At 71.0% G+C, this 17,323-nt stretch carries 10 protein-coding genes; 6 read left to right on the top strand and 4 right to left on the bottom strand.

The features are described from left to right. Window positions 1–20: 20 nt before the first annotated feature. Window positions 21–2,600: a protein kinase gene (locus tag AB0B85_RS17050; RefSeq protein ID WP_357408208.1), complete on the bottom strand. Its 2,580-nt coding sequence runs from the start codon at window positions 2,598–2,600 to the stop codon at window positions 21–23. After that, window positions 2,597–4,489 (bottom strand): hypothetical protein, encoded by a 1,893-nt coding sequence (locus AB0B85_RS17045; RefSeq protein ID WP_357408206.1) that lies wholly within the window; start codon window positions 4,487–4,489, stop codon window positions 2,597–2,599. The genes AB0B85_RS17050 and AB0B85_RS17045 overlap by 4 nt, the downstream gene beginning before the upstream one ends. A 244-nt stretch (window positions 4,490–4,733) precedes the next feature. Here AB0B85_RS17045 and AB0B85_RS17040 point away from each other — a divergent pair, with 244 nt between their 5' ends. The 5 genes from AB0B85_RS17040 (at window position 4,734) to trpA (ending at window position 9,882) form a co-directional block, all read left to right on the top strand. Further along, window positions 4,734–5,909, top strand: coding sequence for an ATP-binding protein (locus tag AB0B85_RS17040; protein ID WP_357408204.1), 1,176 nt, complete (start codon window positions 4,734–4,736; stop codon window positions 5,907–5,909). Next, window positions 5,900–6,547, top strand: a complete 648-nt coding sequence (locus AB0B85_RS17035) for a response regulator transcription factor (RefSeq protein WP_357408202.1) — start codon at window positions 5,900–5,902, stop codon at window positions 6,545–6,547. Before AB0B85_RS17040 ends, AB0B85_RS17035 begins: the two co-directional genes overlap by 10 nt. A gap of 428 nt (window positions 6,548–6,975) precedes the next feature. Continuing rightward, a complete protein-coding gene (locus AB0B85_RS17030) occupies window positions 6,976–7,749 on the top strand; it encodes a GntR family transcriptional regulator (protein WP_357408200.1) in 774 nt (257 codons plus the stop codon). 133 nt (window positions 7,750–7,882) lie between these two features. Beyond that, the gene (trpB, locus tag AB0B85_RS17025) at window positions 7,883–9,085 is read left to right on the top strand and encodes a tryptophan synthase subunit beta (protein ID WP_357408198.1); all 1,203 of its coding nucleotides are present in this window, start codon (window positions 7,883–7,885) and stop codon (window positions 9,083–9,085) included. Continuing rightward, a complete protein-coding gene (gene trpA, locus AB0B85_RS17020) occupies window positions 9,082–9,882 on the top strand; it encodes a tryptophan synthase subunit alpha (protein WP_357408196.1) in 801 nt (266 codons plus the stop codon). Before trpB ends, trpA begins: the two co-directional genes overlap by 4 nt. 5 nt (window positions 9,883–9,887) lie before the next feature. On the opposite strand, the gene AB0B85_RS17015 is transcribed toward trpA, so the two are convergent. Continuing rightward, the gene (locus AB0B85_RS17015; protein WP_357408194.1) at window positions 9,888–10,172 is read right to left on the bottom strand and encodes a hypothetical protein; all 285 of its coding nucleotides are present in this window, start codon (window positions 10,170–10,172) and stop codon (window positions 9,888–9,890) included. Between the two features lie 545 nt (window positions 10,173–10,717). On the opposite strand from AB0B85_RS17015, the gene AB0B85_RS17010 reads away from it, so the two are divergent. Further along, complete coding sequence (locus AB0B85_RS17010) at window positions 10,718–13,717, top strand: glycoside hydrolase family 95 protein (RefSeq protein ID WP_357408192.1); 3,000 nt, start codon at window positions 10,718–10,720, stop codon at window positions 13,715–13,717. A 73-nt stretch (window positions 13,718–13,790) separates the two neighbouring features. On the opposite strand, the gene AB0B85_RS17005 is transcribed toward AB0B85_RS17010, so the two are convergent. Continuing rightward, window positions 13,791–17,246 (bottom strand): alpha-glucuronidase family glycosyl hydrolase, encoded by a 3,456-nt coding sequence (locus tag AB0B85_RS17005; RefSeq protein WP_357408190.1) that lies wholly within the window; start codon window positions 17,244–17,246, stop codon window positions 13,791–13,793. Window positions 17,247–17,323: the final 77 nt, after the last annotated feature.

The raw sequence follows: 17,323 nt of genomic DNA, 5'->3' as shown, positions 1-17,323 counted from the left end.
CCCTCACCATGGCCTCCTTCTCACCACACGAACCAGACCTGGGTGGGATCCGGCAGGAACGGCACCGTCACCTGTTTCCAGACGTAGAGCGGCTGGAGGAGATACAAACCCAGGACGACGAGGACCACGCCGCCGCGGACCCGCCGGGCGACCGGCCCGGTCAGGGTGCCCCTCTCGGTCCGCCACGCCCGGTTGACCAGGCGACGACCCAGCCAGATCGCCACCAGCAGGCCGCCCGCCGCCGCGTACGGCAGCGATGCACCCCAGAACGTGTCGAGCCAGGTCAGGCCCGGCAGCACACCCGTCTCCACGATGATCGGGAAGCGCAGGAACCGGGCCTGCCCGGTGACGATCAGCAGGAAGACCGCGACCGCCCACCACCAGCACAGCGCCCGCGCCAGGCGCAGTGCGGTGTCGGGCGTGCTCGGGCGGACCAGCAGACCCGCCAGCAGCACCAGCAGGGGCAGGGCGAACATCGTCTGGACCCGGGCGATGGCGGCCAGCGTCACCGGCGGGTACACGTCCGACAGGGCGATCGACGCGCGCGGCGCGGTCGCCGCCGCCGCGTCGAACCAGCGGTACGCGACCGCTGCCGTCACCGCGGCCAGCGTCGTGAGGAAGGCCAGCACTCCGGTGAGCAGGACGTTCACCGTGTCCCGTCGGACGATCCGCGCCGTGGCCCGCCAGTTGCCGCCGGCCACCGCCCTGGCTTCGCCTGTCGACGTGCTCGTCTGGCGGGCCTTCTCGGCGGCTGCGGTGGCCTTCTCCTCGGCGACGAGGCGGGTGGCGAGCCCGGTCAGGGCCACCGCGACCGCCCCGGCCGCCAGCTGCCGGTCGTCGTCGAGCGACCCGGCGGCCGCTCGCAGCTCCCTCCACCAGGCACAGTTGCGGGCCGGCTGCCGCCGGGCCAACTGCGCCACCAGCGCCGAGCGGTGACCGGGGTCGACAAGCACCCGGGTCGCGATCGCCCGGGCGACCGGCGCCGCCTGCGCGACGTCGGGGAGCCCGCCGTGGGTCGGCCAGCCAGTGGCGCCGGCAGCGCCGGACCGGACCGTCGCGCCGACCGAGGCGATCCGCTCCTCGACGAGGCCGCGGACACCGTCCAGGCGGTCGGCGGCGGTCCCGAGCACGGCGCAGCCGTCCGTGCAGTCGGCATGCGAGCGGCAGCGGTGGCGGGCGAGGGCACGGAGCAGCCCGACGTCGATCCGGCCGACGACGTCCACGGCCGCCGGGTCGCCGCTTGCCGCCCGTTGAGCCAGGACGGCGAGCCCCGGGGCGTCGGCCGGCTCGTTCTCGAAGACCGGGGGTTGCTCGGGGGCCACCCACGAGATGAAACGGGCCACCTTGACGGCCGCGCCGGCGCGCTCGGTCACCGCCTTGCGGACCAGGTCGACGGGGAGCCCGGTGTCGGGGAAGTTGTCGCGTAGCCAGTCGGAGAGGTCCAGGTGCGACTCGCGGCGCAGGAAGAGGTCCACGCCGGCCTGCCAGTTCTCGCTCATCGCGACGCCCACGTCGGCGGGGGTTCGGCAGAGCCGGCCAGCCAGTTCGAACGGCGGCACGACCGGCGTGGCCGGTGCTACCGGTGTCGCGGTCGGCGACAGCTCGGGCGCGTACACCGGCGGGGTCTCGCCGGCCAGCCAGGCGCGGACCTGCTGGGCGCCCCACCGCCGGTCGGGGGCGTGGGTCAGCAGGCCCCGGCACAGCGGCAGCCAGTCCTCCGGGACACCGCCCAGGTCCACCCCGTGGGTGACGATGTGCTCGAAGATGACCCGTTCGTTCGCGGTGGCGCCGCCGATGCCGCTGTTCGGGTTGCGCCCGGTCAGCAACTCCACCACGAGAATGCCGAGCGACCACCAGTCCTGCGCCGGGTCCTGGCTCTTCTGCCACCACGTCTCGGGTGCCTGGTACGCGGCGGTGCCGGCCCGGCCGGTGGTGCGGCGGGTCGCCCGGATCTCGGCCACCAGCCCGAAGTCGCACAGCACCACGTCGATCGGCGTGAGTCGCCGGACCAGCACGTTCGCCGGTTTGATGTCGCGGTGCGCGATGCCGGTCGCCTCGCCGTGGCGCAGTTCGCCGTGCAGGTAGGCGAGTGCCGCGGTCACCTGCTTGACGATCCGACGGATCTCGGCCTGCCCCAGCCGGCCGCCGCGCTTGGCGGCCAGCTCCGCGAGCGAACCGTGCTCGACGTACTCCATCACCTCCCAGCTGCGCGCGGTGCCGTACGGACTGGTCTCCTCACCCCAGTCGATCATGCGGACGACGTGTCGCCGGTCCGCTCGGCGCAACGCGTCGAGCAGCCGGGGGTCCGGGCGTACCGAGGTGGGATAGACCTTCACGACGCGCCGCTCGCCGGACGAGCGGTCGATCACCCGCAGCACCAGGTGCGCCTCGCCGCCGGTGGTGAGGTCGTGGTCCGGTCGATAGCGAGCGAAGACCGCCTTCGGCAGGCCGCCGCTGTCCTCTTCGGAGCCGGCCGCCATCGAGGCCCGCCCGCCGCCGCCGGTTTCCCTGGTCGTGGCGGGCGCACCACGGGCCGGCTCGGCGGTCGTGGGCGCGACCGGCAGGCCCGCGCCCTCCCGCTGGGTGGGGACGTCACTCATGCCCGCTCCTCGTCCTCGGGGTCCAGGTTGGCGTGCAGTGCCCGCTCCTCCAGCTCGTGCAGCCGCTGCACCGCCCGCCGGTAGCGGTCCCGCACTGGCGCGTGCCGTGGGCCGGAGAGACCGACCAGATCTCGTTCCAGCGCGGTGGAGAGCAGCACCGCGCGACCGGACTCCAGCGCGACCACGGCCTCCGTGAGCCGGTCGCGTCGGGCCAGCGCGTAGCCGGCCCTGCCCACCAGGCTCTGGCTGCGCCGACGCAGGATCAGCTCACTGTGGGCGCGGCTGAGCTGGGCCCGGGCCAGCCGGTTGAGGGCCCGCAGGGCGAGCAGGCAGGCGTCGCCGGCGTCGTCCATCCGGCGCCGCCGCCAGGACCAGTCCGCCCAGGCCAACGCGGTGTCGAAGGCCCAGATGAGGCTGTGCTCGGCGGTCCACGTGGCGGCCTTGCGGGACGCGTCAGCGGCGCGCAGCTGATCCTCGGTGGTCCCGGTCGCCTCGGCCCGCACGTGCAGCATCGCCGCGACCCGGGAGCTGGCGATCGCGTGGTGCAGCGACCCTGGCCGGAACCGGTCCCGATGCGTCGTCACCAGATCGACCGCCTCGTCGATCTGGTCCAGGTCGCCGTCGCGCCAGCCGCGCGCGGCCAGCGCCTCGGCGAGTTGAGCGCGCGCCACCCGACGCAGCTCGGGGCTGAGGGTGCCGCCGCTGGTGGCCCGCCGCAACAGCGTGACGGCGTCGTCGAGCAGGTGCTGGTTCGGTCCGTCCGGGCGGTAGTCGTCGAGCTTGCAGCCGGCCAGGACCATCCGGGCCACGTCACCGCTGCCGCCGGCGAGGGCGAGCGCCTCCTCGGCCAGGTCGGTCGCCCGGATCCGGTCCGGCCCGGCGGACGGATCGTCCGACAGCGCCTTGGTCCGGGAGCGCAGCTGGTAGAGCATCGCGAGGCCGGCCACTGTGGAGGGCGGATCGCTGTCGTGCTGGTCCGGGTCGGCCCGCTGCGTCTCCATCGCGTGGATCTGGGCGTCCAGCGCGTGCAGGTCGCCCTGCACGCCGTAGCGCACGCTGTCCTGGAGCAGCTCACCCAGGCTCGTCAGGTGCCCCACCGCGCCGGGGTGCGGTACGTCCTGCGCGAAGGATACGGACCGCGCGACCGTCAGCGGGTCGGCCCCCTCGCCGCGCACCAACCCCTGCTGCAGAACGCGGACCCGCTCGATCGAATCGGCGGCGAAGGCGGCCTCCGGCGACAGCCGGTCGACGGTGGCGAGCAACGCCCGGATGCGCTCCGCGTCGTGTTCGTCGGCATCGGGGGAGCCCTCGCGGGCGGTGAGCGCGGCGACGAGCTGGGACCGTGTCATCGCGGCCGCCTGGGCTGTCACCGCGGCCAACTGCGGGCTCGACCGGTCGTTGGCGACCTCGCGGTCGAGCACCTCGAGGGCGCGTTCCAGCCGTCCGATGGCGCCGGCCAGGTCGTCCGCGTGACGGAACCGCAGGTACTGCGGAATCAGCAGCGCGCCGTACACCATGTCCAGGGTCGCGTGCTCCACACTCGCGGACCGGACGCGACGCTGGACGGCCTCGATCGTCGTCATCGCCTCCACCACGTCCTCCGGCCGGTTGCGGCTGCCCAGCAGCATCGCCAGCCAGGTCGCCATCGTCCGGGCCTCGGGCCGGGCGGCGGGGACCAGCTCTCGGGCGGTGCGGACCGCCGTGACGGCCCGGTCGAGGTCGGCCGACGAATGCGTGCACGTGAAGCGGCTCAGCAGTGCGAACGAGAGCGACCACAGTGCGGCAACCCGGTCCATGGCGGAGCGGCCGTCGGATGCGGACAACCGGTCCTCGGCGTCCTGGACCGCGGCATCAACCTGATGGCAAGGAATGGTGAGCGTCAGCGGCATGGGGTAATCATCCGAGCAGTGGGGTGAACCATCCGAATGGCTAAGGACGAATGGTTGCGGTGGCAAAGGGTACGACGTGCCCGCCGACGTACGACGCGACGCGACGGCCGTGCCAGCCTGGCAGTCCGATATTGCATTAGTCAATGCTCTGGGCGGCCCGATTGTCCATACCGGAGTCGATTCCCAGCCGTGTCCCCCGAATTGCCGACTGGGCAGGTGGCGGGCGGTATGGCAGGGTCGATCCGTGGCAGAAACGGATGCGCCGTTCTATGGGCCGGCCATCGAACGGGTGGACCTTCTATTGATCAAGGCCGCCGCCTGCCTGCGTGCCGTCCAGCTCGTGGTCCGGATCCCGGTCCCGTTCATCGGCGGCCTCCAGACGTACCGCTATCCCGGTCTGGTCATCGCGGGCTACCTGCTGACGGTGGCGTGGACGGTGGTGTTCTTCGGCCGGGCGCTGCGGGCGCGGCGGATGGATCCGACGTGGGTCTACGCCGACGTGGCGGTGGCGATGCTCGGTCTGCTGCTGATCCCGGCAGCCTGCGTCAACTCCTGCGCCACCGGGTGGCAGCACTGGGTCCTGCCCCCGGCCATGGGCGCGGCGATCGTCGTCGCCGGATTCACCCGGGCGTGGGTGGCGGCGACGGGAGTCGCCCTGCTGGTCGTCGCCTACCTGGTTGGATCGGTCCGGCAGCTGGCCGCCGGCCCGGAGGCGCTCGGCCCGGTGCTCGTCACGGTGCTGTCCATGGTGGCCTTTGCGGTGTTGGCCGCGGTGGTCGCCGGGCACCTGCGCGCCGACGGCAGACACCTGGACGCCGCTACCGAAGCCGCGCTCGCCGCCGGTGCGCGCGAAGCGGCGGCGCAGGCCCGGTTCGACGAGCGGACCCGGCAGTACGACGTGCTGCACCGGACCGTGCTGACGACCCTGAGCACCATCGCCCGGGGCCGGCTCGACCACCGCGCGGCCGAGGTCCGGGCGCTCGCCCAACGCGACGCGGACTACCTGCGTGGCCTGATCACCGCCGCCAACGGAGGCCCGGTCACCAGCCTGGCGAGCGCCCTGGCCGGCGTGGTCCGGGACAAACAGGCGCTCGGGCTGCAGGTGCACTCGCAGTTCCACGAGTTGGCTGATCTTCCCGCCGACGTGGAGGAGTCTCTGACCAACGCGGCCCGGGAGGCGCTGACGAACGTCGCCAAGCACGCCGGCACGGGTGAGGCGTGGTTGACGGCGGTCGGCGACGACGGCGGCGTGGTGCTCACTGTCGTCGACCGGGGTCGTGGGTTCGATCCGGACGCGGTGCCGCCGGGTCGGGGGATGCTGCGCGAGCTGCGGCACTGCGTGATCGAGGTGGGCGGGCGGGTGTCCATCGACTCCGCACCCGATCAGGGCACGATGGTGGAGGTCTCCTGGTGTCGGTGATCGAAGTTGGTGCCATCGACAACGACCAGATGCTGCTGGAGGGCATGTCGGCCTGGATCAGCCGGCTGCCTGACATCGACCTGACCACGCTGGCGGCCTCGGTGCAGGAGTATCTCGCGGGCGCGGCACCGCCGCGGATCGTGATTCTCGACCTCAACCTGGAGAACTTCACCGACCCGGCGGCCAACGTCCGTCAGCTCGTCGACGCCGGACATGCCGTCATCGTGGTGTCGGTCATCCCCGACCCGGTGTACATCGCCGGCACCACCGAGGCCGGTGCCGTCGCGTACGTGCCGAAGGCCAACAACCTGAGCGTGCTGGCCGGCGTGATCAGGAGCGTCGCCGCCGGGGAGACCCCGATGACCATCGAGCAGGCGTTCTGGCTGGGGCGCGACGCCCGGCCGGAACGGCCGCAACTCTCCGTCCGCGAGCGCGAGGTGCTTATCGCGTACGGCAGCGGACGAACTGTCGAGGCGGTTGGCCGCGGGTTGGGCATAGCTCCCGGCACGGTGCGGACCTACCTGGACCGGATCAAGGAAAAATACGCGCGCGCCGGTCGCCCGATCGAGCACCGGGTGCAGTTTCTCGAACGGGTACGCGAAGACGGCTTCGGCCGCGAACGCCTTCCGCCGCCATAGCACGCCAGCGGCCCCCGAAGAAAGCGCAGAACCAGTTGTGCCGGACGTCTCGGGCGCGTCTCAACCGACCAAATACCGAGGGTGCCGTGCTACTGGGAAAAGGACCCCGGTAAAGCGTGTCGCGTATGTGACAGTCCGACTGTTCGGGGGTGCGCAATCGGCGGGCGGCAGAATCGGTTGACCGATTGGTGGGCAACGTCGGCGGCTGGGGGAGTGGGCGCGGACCGGGGCGGTGAGCGGGATCCTGCCGGTGGGGCGCGACGCCGCGCTGCCTCGCCGCCCCGCCCCGCTGCCTCGCCGCACGGCGAGACCCGTGCGTAGATCGACCCCGGTTTCGGCCATACGCTGGCACCCGGAAGACGGACGTGGCGCACCGCAGTCGTCAGGCGGCGCGGCCCGCTCCGTTGCGACTCAGGGCTGGGTAGTGCATGCGCGTCATTCCGGGTAGGACTCCGAAGTACATGGTCATCCGCGACGATCTGATCAAGCGGATCAGCAGGGGGGAGTTCGCCCCCGGGGACGCGCTGCCCGGCCAGCGCCACCTGAGCGAGGAGTACGGGGTCAGCCTCATGACCCTGCGCCAGGCCCTTGACGAACTCTGCGACCGCGGCGTGGTGGAGCAGTTCCCCGGCAAGGGCACCTACGTCCGGGCCACGCCGGTCCCGTACTCGATGGGTAATCTGCGCAGCCTCGCCGACGATCTGCGCGCGCACGGCATCGAGGTGCTGACCCGGGTGCTGGGTCGCGAGTTCGTCGCGGTGCCCGACGACATCGCCGCGCGGTTGGGGATCCCCGCGGGCGACGAGGTGTTCACACTGGAGCGGATTCGGGTGGTCCGGGGCGCTCCGTTGATCCATCAGCTGTCCTACCTTCCGCAACCCCTCGGTGGCCGGCTCAAGGGCGTCGACTTCGAGAGCAACGAGCTCTACGCCGTACTCGCCGAGCGGGCGGGCGCGGTGGCGGTCCAGGCCGAGGAGACGATCTCGCCGGTGCTCATGCCCGAGCGCATCGGCGGTCTGCTCGGCCTGCCCGCCGGCGAACCGGCGATGCGCAGTGAGCGGATCACTCGCGACGCCGACCGGCGTCCGCTTGTTGTCGACGTCGCCATCCTCGCCGGCAGCAGCGTCGTGATCAGGAACATTCGCGAGGTGAGCGGCCAACAGTTCAGCTACGCGGTCGGCGGCAGCCCACCGCAGAGCTGACGCGAGGGGCGGCGGCCCACCACCCGTGCCGCATCGCAACTGTTCTAGAACTTTCTGAGTGACAGGTCTAGAACACTAGTCGAGCGTGCTGCTATAAAGACTTCATCGTTCTAGAACAGTGAGGGGATGTGTCGTGGATCAGCTCCTACGCTCCGCCCGCCCGGTCACCCGGGTCGACCCCCGTCGACCCTCGGCGCTCGGCAGGTTCGGCGACTACGGCGGACGCTTCGTGCCGGAGTCGCTCGTTCCGGCCTGTGTCGAGGTCGAGCGGGCCTTCACCGGGGCCTGGACGGACCCGCTGTTCCGCGGCGAACTGGACCGCCTGCTCGCCGTCTACGTCGGCCGGCCGACGCCGCTGACGCCCGCGGCGCGACTCTCCGCGGAGTTGGGTATCAACCTGTTGCTCAAGCGGGAGGACCTCACCCACACCGGCTCCCACAAGATCAACAATGTGTTGGGCCAGGCCCTGCTGGCGCAGCGGATGGGCAAGCGGCGACTGCTTGCGGAGACCGGCGCCGGCCAGCACGGCGTGGCCACCGCCACCGCCGGTGCGCTGCTCGGCATGCCGACCACAGTCGTGATGGGCGCGACGGACATCGAACGGCAGCAGCTGAACGTCTTCCGGATGAAGATGCTCGGTGCCGAGGTGGTGCCGGTGACCTCCGGCACCCGCACCCTCAAGGACGCCTGCAGCGAGGCGCTGCGGCACTGGGTCACCACCGTCGACGACACCTACTACTGCCTCGGCTCGGCGATGGGTCCGCACCCGTACCCCTGGATGGTCCGCCAGTTCCAGCGGGTGATCGGTGACGAGGCCCGCGCCCAGTGTGCCGCCGATCTGGTCGCCGGCACGCCCGACTACGTCGTGGCCTGCGTCGGTGGCGGGTCCAACGCGGCCGGCACCTTCGCCGGCTTCGTCGACACGCCGGCCCGCCTGGTCGGCGTCGAGGCGGCCGGTGGAGCCGCGATCAGCGCCGGCAGTCCCGGTGTGCTGCACGGCTTCCGCTCCATGGTGCTCCAGGACCAGCACGGGCAGATCGGCGAGGCACACTCGATCGCCCCGGGCCTGGACTACCCGGGCGTCGGACCGGAGCACGCGCACCTGGCCGAGTCGGGCCGGGCCAGCTACGTGAGCGTGGACGACGCCGAGGTGCTCGCCGCCACCCACCGGCTGGCCCGCGCCGAGGGCATCCTCTGCGCGTTGGAATCCGCCCACGCGGTCGCCTGGGTGATCCGGGCCGCCGGCGACGGCACGATCCCGTCGGGTTCGACGGTGCTGCTCACGCTCTCCGGGCGGGGCGACAAGGACATGGCGACCCTGATGGAGCTGTCGTGAACCAACTGGAGACCCGACTCCGCGCGACCACGGCGGCCGGTCGCAAGCTGCTCGTCCCGTACCTGACCGGAGGCGTCACCGCGGACTGGACCGACCTGTTACGGGCAGCGGTGGACGCGGGCGCCGACGCCATCGAGATTGGCCTCCCGTTCTCCGACCCCACCCTGGACGGACCGGTCGTGCAGGAGTCGTCGCACCGGGCGCTGCTGCGGGGCGTCACCACCCGACAGATCCTCGACGAGGTCAGCAGGCTCGCACTACCCGTGCCGTTGGTCGCGTTCACCTACGCCAATCTGGCCCTGCACGGCGGAGCCGACCGGTTCTGCGGCGCGCTCGCCGATGCCGGTGTGGCCGGCCTGATCGTGCCGGACCTGCCGGTCGACGAGTCGGAGCCGGTCGCCACCGCGGCGGCGGGCAGCAGGCTCGACCTCGTGCTGCTCGCGTCCCCGGCGACCGCGCCGCCGCGCCTTGCCGAGATCGCCACCCGCAGCCGGGGCTTCGTCTACGCGGTGAGTGCCATGGCGACCACCGGCGAGCAGTCGAGGTTGGATGCGGCCGGCGCGCAGGTGGTGACGGCACTGCGGCAGGCCACGGATCTGCCGGTGGTGCTCGGCTTCGGGATCTCCGGCCCGGAGCAGGCGGCCGAGGCTGCCGCGTACGCCGACGGGGTCGCGGTCGGCTCGGCGCTCATGCGCCGCGTGCTCGACGGGGCGACAGCGGCGCAGCTCGGTGACTTCCTGACCCACCTGCGGACGGCGCTGGACGCGCCGACCCCGGGGCCGCTGACGTCGGGGTGACCCGCTCAGGCGCTCTGCTCGGCGACAAGTCGCCCGTCGACGTAGGCCCTGACCCGCTGTGGCCGGAAGCCGGCGAACAGGAGCTTGCGCTCCTTCTCGATGCGCACCGCGTGCCGTTCGTGCTGGCCGACCGGGAAGTCGTACCGCTTGACCAGGTCGACCGACATCACCCGCAGCTCCTGGTGCACCGGATGACCGTCCACGAGGATCGCCAGCCGGCCGAAGAACTTGTCGAACGAGAACGACACCTCGTGTCGTTCCTGGACGCCTACGTCGAAGGTGAGCTTCACCGGCCCGATTCTGTCGTACCGCCGCCCGCGCCGGTGCCCGGTGCTGCGCTCAAGGGGGCCGCCGCTGGGCTCCCGGGGGACGGGGTCAGCTCGCCGAGCACTGTGGGCCGCCCGCCCCGACCGGTGCCGCCGGAAACCCGTACGCCGACACGCCCTCCGCCGAGCCGGGTGACCGGCGAGCCGACCCCGGGCGGGTGTCGGACGGCAGCCGTTCGCCGCGGTACATCCGATGTATGTGTCGCTGAGGTGGCGTCCGCCGGCCGCTGGCCTGACGCTCGGCCGCGCCGGACCGTGCCACCCGTCACCGGCATCCCGGTGATGATCCTTGACGGCAGGGCCTGGTGGTGCGGATTGTACCCGTCGATCGATCGTTGCCTATTGCGCGGCTCCGGAGTAACCTTCGCGAAACACATCAGATGTCTGGCTGACTCGGGCCCGGCACGTGCCTGCTCCACAAGGTCCTGGTGCCCGGGAGGCGGACCCATCTCGGTTACCACAGTTGTCACGCATCGGGGTGACCGGATTGGTCACCGTTTGGAGGATCGATGTCAGACCTGACCCGGCGCCAAGCCCTCAAGATCGGTGCGGCCGGTGCGGGCGGTGCCCTCCTGCCGCTGCCCTGGACGGCCGTAGCAAACGCGGAATCGGTGGCGCCGCCCCAGGTGCTGGCCGCCGGTGACCTCGCGCTCTGGTACGACGAGTCCGCCGGCACCGACTGGCTGCGGGCGTTGCCGATCGGCAACGGCCGGCTCGGCGCCATGGTCTTCGGCAACGTCGACACGGAACGACTCCAGCTCAATGAGGACACCGTCTGGGCCGGCGGCCCCCACGACCCCAGCAACACCCGAGGCGCGGCGGCGCTTGCGGAGATCCGGCGGCTGGTCAACGCGAACCAGTGGACCCAGGCCCAGGATCTGATCAACCAGACCATGATGGGCAACCCCGGCGGCCAGCTGGCCTACCAGACCGTCGGCAACCTCCGGCTCGCCTTCGGCTCCGCCAGCGGAGCCTCCCAGTACAACCGGACGCTTGACCTCACCACCGCCACCGCCACGACGACGTACGTGCTCAACGGCATCCGATACCAGCGGGAGGTGTTCGCCAGCGCACCCGACCAGGTCATCGCGATCCGGCTGACCGCGGACCGGACCGGCTCGATCAGCTTCACCGCCACCTTCGACAGCCCGCAACGCACCACAGTGTCCAGCCCGGACGGCAGCACGATCGGCCTCGACGGCATCTCCGGCAACCAGGAGGGCGTCAACGGCCAGGTCCGCTTCCTCGCGCTCGCCAACGCGACAGTCACCGGCGGCAGCGTGTCCAGCTCCGGCGGCACCCTGCGGGTGAGCGGCGCCACGAGCGTCACCCTGCTGGTTTCCATCGGTTCCAGCTACGTCAACTACCGCAACGTCGGCGGCGACTACCAGGGCATCGCCCGGCAGCGCCTCACCGCCGCGCGGGCCAGCAGCTACGACCAGCTGCGCAGCCGGCACGTGGCCGACTACCAGGCGCTGTTCGGCCGGGTCACCCTGGACCTGGGCCGCACCTCCGCGGCCGACCAGACGACGGATGTCCGCATCGCCCAGCACAACAGCGTCAACGACCCGCAGTTCTCGGCACTGCTGTTCCAGTTCGGTCGGTACCTGCTGATCTCGTCGTCGCGGCCCGGCACCCAGCCGGCCAACCTCCAGGGCATCTGGAACGACTCGCTGACCCCGTCCTGGGACTCGAAATACACGATCAACGCCAACCTGCCGATGAACTACTGGCCGGCCAACACCACAAACCTGGCCGAGTGCCACAACCCGGTCTTCGACCTGGTCCGCGATCTCTCCGTCGCCGGAGCGCGGACCGCCCAGGTGCAGTACGGCTCCTCCAGTGGCTGGGTCACCCACCACAACACCGACGCGTGGCGGGCCACCGCCGTGGTGGACGGCGCGTTCTGGGGCATGTGGCAGACCGGCGGTGCCTGGCTGTCCACGTTGATCTGGGACCACTACCTGTTCAACGGCGACATCGAGTTCCTGCGGACGAACTACCCGGCAATGAAGGGCGCGGCCCAGTTCTTCCTCAACACCCTGGTCACCGAGCCGACCCTCGGTTACCTGGTGACCAACCCGTCGAACTCGCCGGAGCTCAGCCACCACGCGAACGCCAGCGTCTGCGCCGGCCCCACGATGGACAACCAGATCCTGCGGGACCTGTTCGACGCGTGCGCCCGCGCCAGCGAGATCCTCGACGTGGACAGCACCTTCCGGGCGCAGGTTCGGGCCACCCGGGACCGGCTGCCTCCGATGAAGATCGGCTCGCGCGGCAACATCATGGAGTGGCTCTACGACTGGGTGGAGACCGAGCCCAACCACCGGCACATCTCCCACCTGTACGGGCTGGCCCCCAGCAACCAGATCACCAAGCGCGGCACCCCGCAGCTGTTCGAGGCCGCCCGGCGGACCCTGGCGCTGCGCGGCGACGACGGCACCGGCTGGTCGCTGGCCTGGAAAATCAACTTCTGGGCGCGGATGGAGGAGGGCAAGCGCGCCCACGACCTGATCCGCTACCTCGCCACCACCGCCCGGCTCGCGCCGAACATGTTCGACCTGCACCCGCCGTTCCAGATCGACGGCAACTTCGGCGCCACCGCCGGCATCGCCGAGATGCTGTTGCAGAGCCACGTCGGCGAGCTGCACATCCTGCCCGCGCTGCCGCCTGCCTGGCCCAGTGGTCGGGTCACCGGTCTGCGGGGTCGGGGCGGGCACACGGTCGGCATCACCTGGAGCAGTGGGCAGGCCACCGAGATCCTCGTCCGACCGGACCGCGCCGGCGCCGTACGCCTGCGGGCCCGGATCCTCACCGGCACCGTCACCGTCGTCGACACCGCCGACGGCACGGCGGCCCGGGTCACCCGGATCGAGTCCGACCTGATCGAGGTCGCCGTGCAGGCCGGGCGCACCTACCGGGTCACCAGCACGGGCGTCGCCCTACCGACGCTTGAGCAGAGCTTCAGCAACGTCGGCATCACCAGCGACAGCAACACCAACGTCGGAAACTTCGACGGCGGCGGGGCGTCGCTCTCAGCGCAGGCGTTGGCGCAGGCCGGTGCCACCCCGGGCGGCACGGTGAGCCGCAACGGGGTCACCTTCCGCTGGCCGAACGTCAGCTCGGGGGCCGCCGACAACGCCATCGCCTCGGGGCAGTCGATAAGCGTGACCGGCACGGGCAGCACCCTCGGCTTCCTCCTGACCGGCACCTACGGCGCCCCGTCGGGGACCGGCACCGTGGTCTACGCCGACGGCACCCGGCAGACGTTCACGCTGAGCACACCCGACTGGTACGGCGGGCCGAGTTCCGCGGGGACCGCCGCCATCGTGTCGGCGTACCAGAACCGGCCGAACAACCAGCGGCAGAACACCGCCGCCTGCATCTACTACGTGGGTGTCGGGTTGCAGAACAAGGCGGTGGCGTCGGTCGTGTTGCCGAACATCAGCGCCCGGCCGGCGACAAACGTGGTGACGATGCACATCTTCGCCATCGCCATCGGGGGCTGACCGCTTCGGTTCCCGCACCGGTGAACGTGTCCGGGCCCGTCCCTTCAGGGACGGGCCCGGACGTCGTCGGGCGTCAGCGGAGGCGCTCACCCCGGCTCTCGACCCGGAAGTGGTCGAACGAGACATCGAGGTCGGTGGAGGTGCCGGCCCGGTTGAAGGCCAGCAGTCCGGCCTTCGTCGGCTCGACGTTCAATGTCGTGGCGCCGATGAAGCGGTAGACCTTCCCGTCGCGTGAATAGTAGGCGCGGTAGGTGTCTCCGATCTTGGCCAGTCGGAGCCAGATCGCGCCGTCGGCCCCGACGATCCGCTGGGCGTCCGCGCCGGTGATCTCCACCGTCGACGTCGCGCCGTTCTGCTCGCGGAGCAGGACCAGCCGAACCTTGTTGACTGCCGCCGTCGCGCTGCCCATCTCCCAGGCGAGCTTCACGTAGTTGTTGTCGTCGGCGTACCCGATGACGCCGCCCTGTTCGTTGTTGTTGGCCAGCGGCCGGGAGAAGACGACCCGGGAGTCCGCGGTCCAGTCACCGTCGACGTCCTGCAGGGCCAGGTTCTTCGCGGTGTTGGTGGTGCCCTGCAGGTCACCCTGCTGCGCGGTGATGACAAGCGAGCCGCCGGCAAGCCGCCACCGGCTGTCGTCCGGTCGTACCCACTGCCACTGGGCACCGAGTGCGCTCGAGTCGAACTCGTCGCTGCCCGTGCTCGTGGTGTTCAGGTCCACCGTGTAGACCGACGTCGCCGCGCCGTTGGTGACGGTGACCCGCGCCTGCCCGGTGGCGCTGCCCGCCTGCTCGACAGCGACGGTGGCGGCGGGATCGGCGGCCTCGGCGGTGACCGTCGGCACGGTGGTGCCGGCCGGCCTGAGGGCGTTGTAGTGCAGCACCGCCGGTGCGAAGGAGGTGAGCGGCTGGCCGTCGACGCGCAGGCTCGTCAGCGTCGTGTCGGGCACCAGGTTGAAGACGTAGTTCTTCACCAGCGGGCCGAAGAAGCTCTCCGTGGTGACCTTGACGATCGCCTGCCCGGGGACGCTCCCCGCCTGGGACACGATCTGGTAGCGCGCCCTGCGGTCGGTCGTGCGCACCTTCGTGATGGTGGGGGAGCCGCCGGCCGGCACCGGGATGGTGTACGACGGGTCGGACAGGTTGAAGCCGCCGAACTCCGTACCGTTGACAACGATCTTCGCCGACAGGGGCGCGTCGTCGACCGGGATGTCCCGTCCGCTGAACTCCTTCCAGTACTTCACCGACGTGTCCCGCCAGTCGGCGGCGTCCGTCTCGTGCACGGCCAGCTTGGCGCGTACCTCCGCGAACCGCCGCGCGTCGATGTCGGTTCCGAGCGTCTCCCAGGTCTCCCGCATCCAGGTCACGTACTGGACGCCCATCTGGTAGCGGTAGACCAGCTCGTCCCAGAACGTCCGGCCGCTGTCCATCCGATGGCCCCAGGGCACATGGTGGAACCACATCAGCAGGTTCTCCGGAACCGAGTCGATGTCCCCGTACCGCCGCTGGAGTTGGGGGAAGTACTGGGCGGCCAGGTCACTGCCGGTGGGGGAGCGGTCGAAGCCCAGGCCGACGCTGTCGGCCTGGTTGTAGTAGACCGGGCTCCAGTCGTCGCGGCCGGCCCAGTCGGCCGGGTCGGGGCGGTAGTGCGCGCCCTCGGCGAACTGGTGGCCGATGCCCAGCGGCGTCTGGTAACTCACCAGCGCCTCCCACGACCCCATCATCATCTTCCGGATGGTGTCGACGACACGACGGTCGTTGCCCCAGGTCATGCGGACCCAGTCCGTCGCGATGTCCGCCGAGTCGAGCGTCCAGTCCCACGCCTGCCGGCCGAAGGCGAAGAGGTTCGCCTGGGAGAAGTGGTGACCGGTCAGGTTGTCGGCGTTGCCGAGATTGGCGACACCGACGATCGCGGTGTCCCGGTGGTGCTGGGCGCTCCCGTCGACGATGTTGCCGACCAGCCGCTCGCGCAGGAGCTTGCCGTGCTCGTCGGTCGCGTACGTGTCGGTCTTGAGGATCTCCTCGTACATCGGGCCGAGGTAGGTGAGCATCCAGTTCTGACCCGTGTACTCCTGCGTGACCTGCAGCTCCAGGGCCTGGTTGGTGTTCTCCATCCGGCCGAACATCGGGTGGATGGGCTCCCGGGCCTGGAAGTCGAGCGGCCCGTTCTTGGTCTGCAGGAACACGTTGTCGGCGAAGCGTCCTCTGGTGCCGTCCGGTTGGACCTCGTCGTCGATCGGCCCGAACTCCAGGTAGGCCCGCTTGAGCCGGTCGTTGTCGACCTCGGCGTTGTAGACGAACGTGCGCCAGTGCACTGTCATGCCGAGTGGTGCGACAGCCGCGCCGATGGCGTTGGCGCCGTCGCCGTGGTCGTACCCGAAGTCCTGTGGCCCGGGCTGGCCCTCCGAGTTGGCCTTCACCGTGAAGCCCATGAAGTCCGGGATGGCGGCCTGGATCTGCTGCGCCCGGCGCTGCCACCAACCCCGGAAGTCGGCGCCGTACGGATCGAGTTGGCTGTTGGTGAGCGTGTCCGGCGCGAAGCGGCTGTCCGTGGGGGCGGTGTAGCGGATCGACAGGCCCAGCTTGATGCCGTACGGGCGCAGGGCGTCGGCGAGGGCCGCCTCCTGTGCGATGCGGGCGCTTGTCAGGTACGCGTTGTCGGCGTTGACGTTGTTGATGGTGATGCCGTTGATGCCGAGAGACGCCAGCGCGCGTGCCACCACGACGTAGCGGTCGAGGATGACGGGCAGGTTGGCGCCGGCGCTCGCCCCGGTCGCCGCGAAGTTGAAGATCGCCCCGCTCTCCCCGTTCAACCCGCCCAGCCCGGAGGCGTTGTTGCCGGCGTAGAGGCGCTCGGTCTCCCAGTTGTTGAGCAGTCGATGCTTGATCTTCGGTGACTCCGCGACCCGGAGGTGGTCGAGGGGCTTCTGCGTCTGCGCCAGCCGCAGGAAGGCGTACGTCCCGTAGAGCGCGCCGAGGTCGGTGTTGCCGGCGATGACGGTGAACCGATCCCTGCCGCGCGACAACGAGCGGACCACATAGCCTTCGTCGCCGACCCCGGCCAGGTCGCGGGTCGGAATGAGGCGGCGCACCAGCGGGGAGCTTGCCGGCGTGCCCACCACGACCGCGCCGTCGGGGATCCGGTCGCCGCTGACTGTCGTCACGGGTGTCGTGCGGTCGAGGAGCCCTCCCAGGCCACGCACCAACTCGTCCCGGGCCGCGCCGAGCGTGGTCTCGGCGAGCTTCTCGGTGGAGCCGGGCGCCATGGCGAGGTCGGTCGTGTGCCGGTGGACCGGACTGGCGTCGGCGTTCTCGACCACGATCGTCGTGACAGTGCGGCGATAGTCGCGCAGCAGCTTCGCGTCGCTGACCGGCACGTATCGCAACCACAGGTCGGAGCCGCTGTAGTCGTCCGGCGACTGGGCCGCGGTGGCGGGCGTGGTGGCGACGGCGAGGGTGGCCGCGACAGTGGCGAGCACCGTGCCGAGCACGGTGAGGACTCGCCGCAGCCTGGGCACCGAACCTCGGTTCATTGCCTTCTCCTCTGTTGTCCGTTCGAGACGTCGATGGACCCGTCTCCCGAACGCGGTGACGTGGCTGGATGGGCGGT

It is taken from the genome of Micromonospora sp. NPDC049044 (genome assembly GCF_040649215.1).
Classification (GTDB): Bacteria; Actinomycetota; Actinomycetes; order Mycobacteriales; family Micromonosporaceae; genus Micromonospora.
This window is presented reverse-complemented; position numbering and strand designations above follow the sequence as displayed.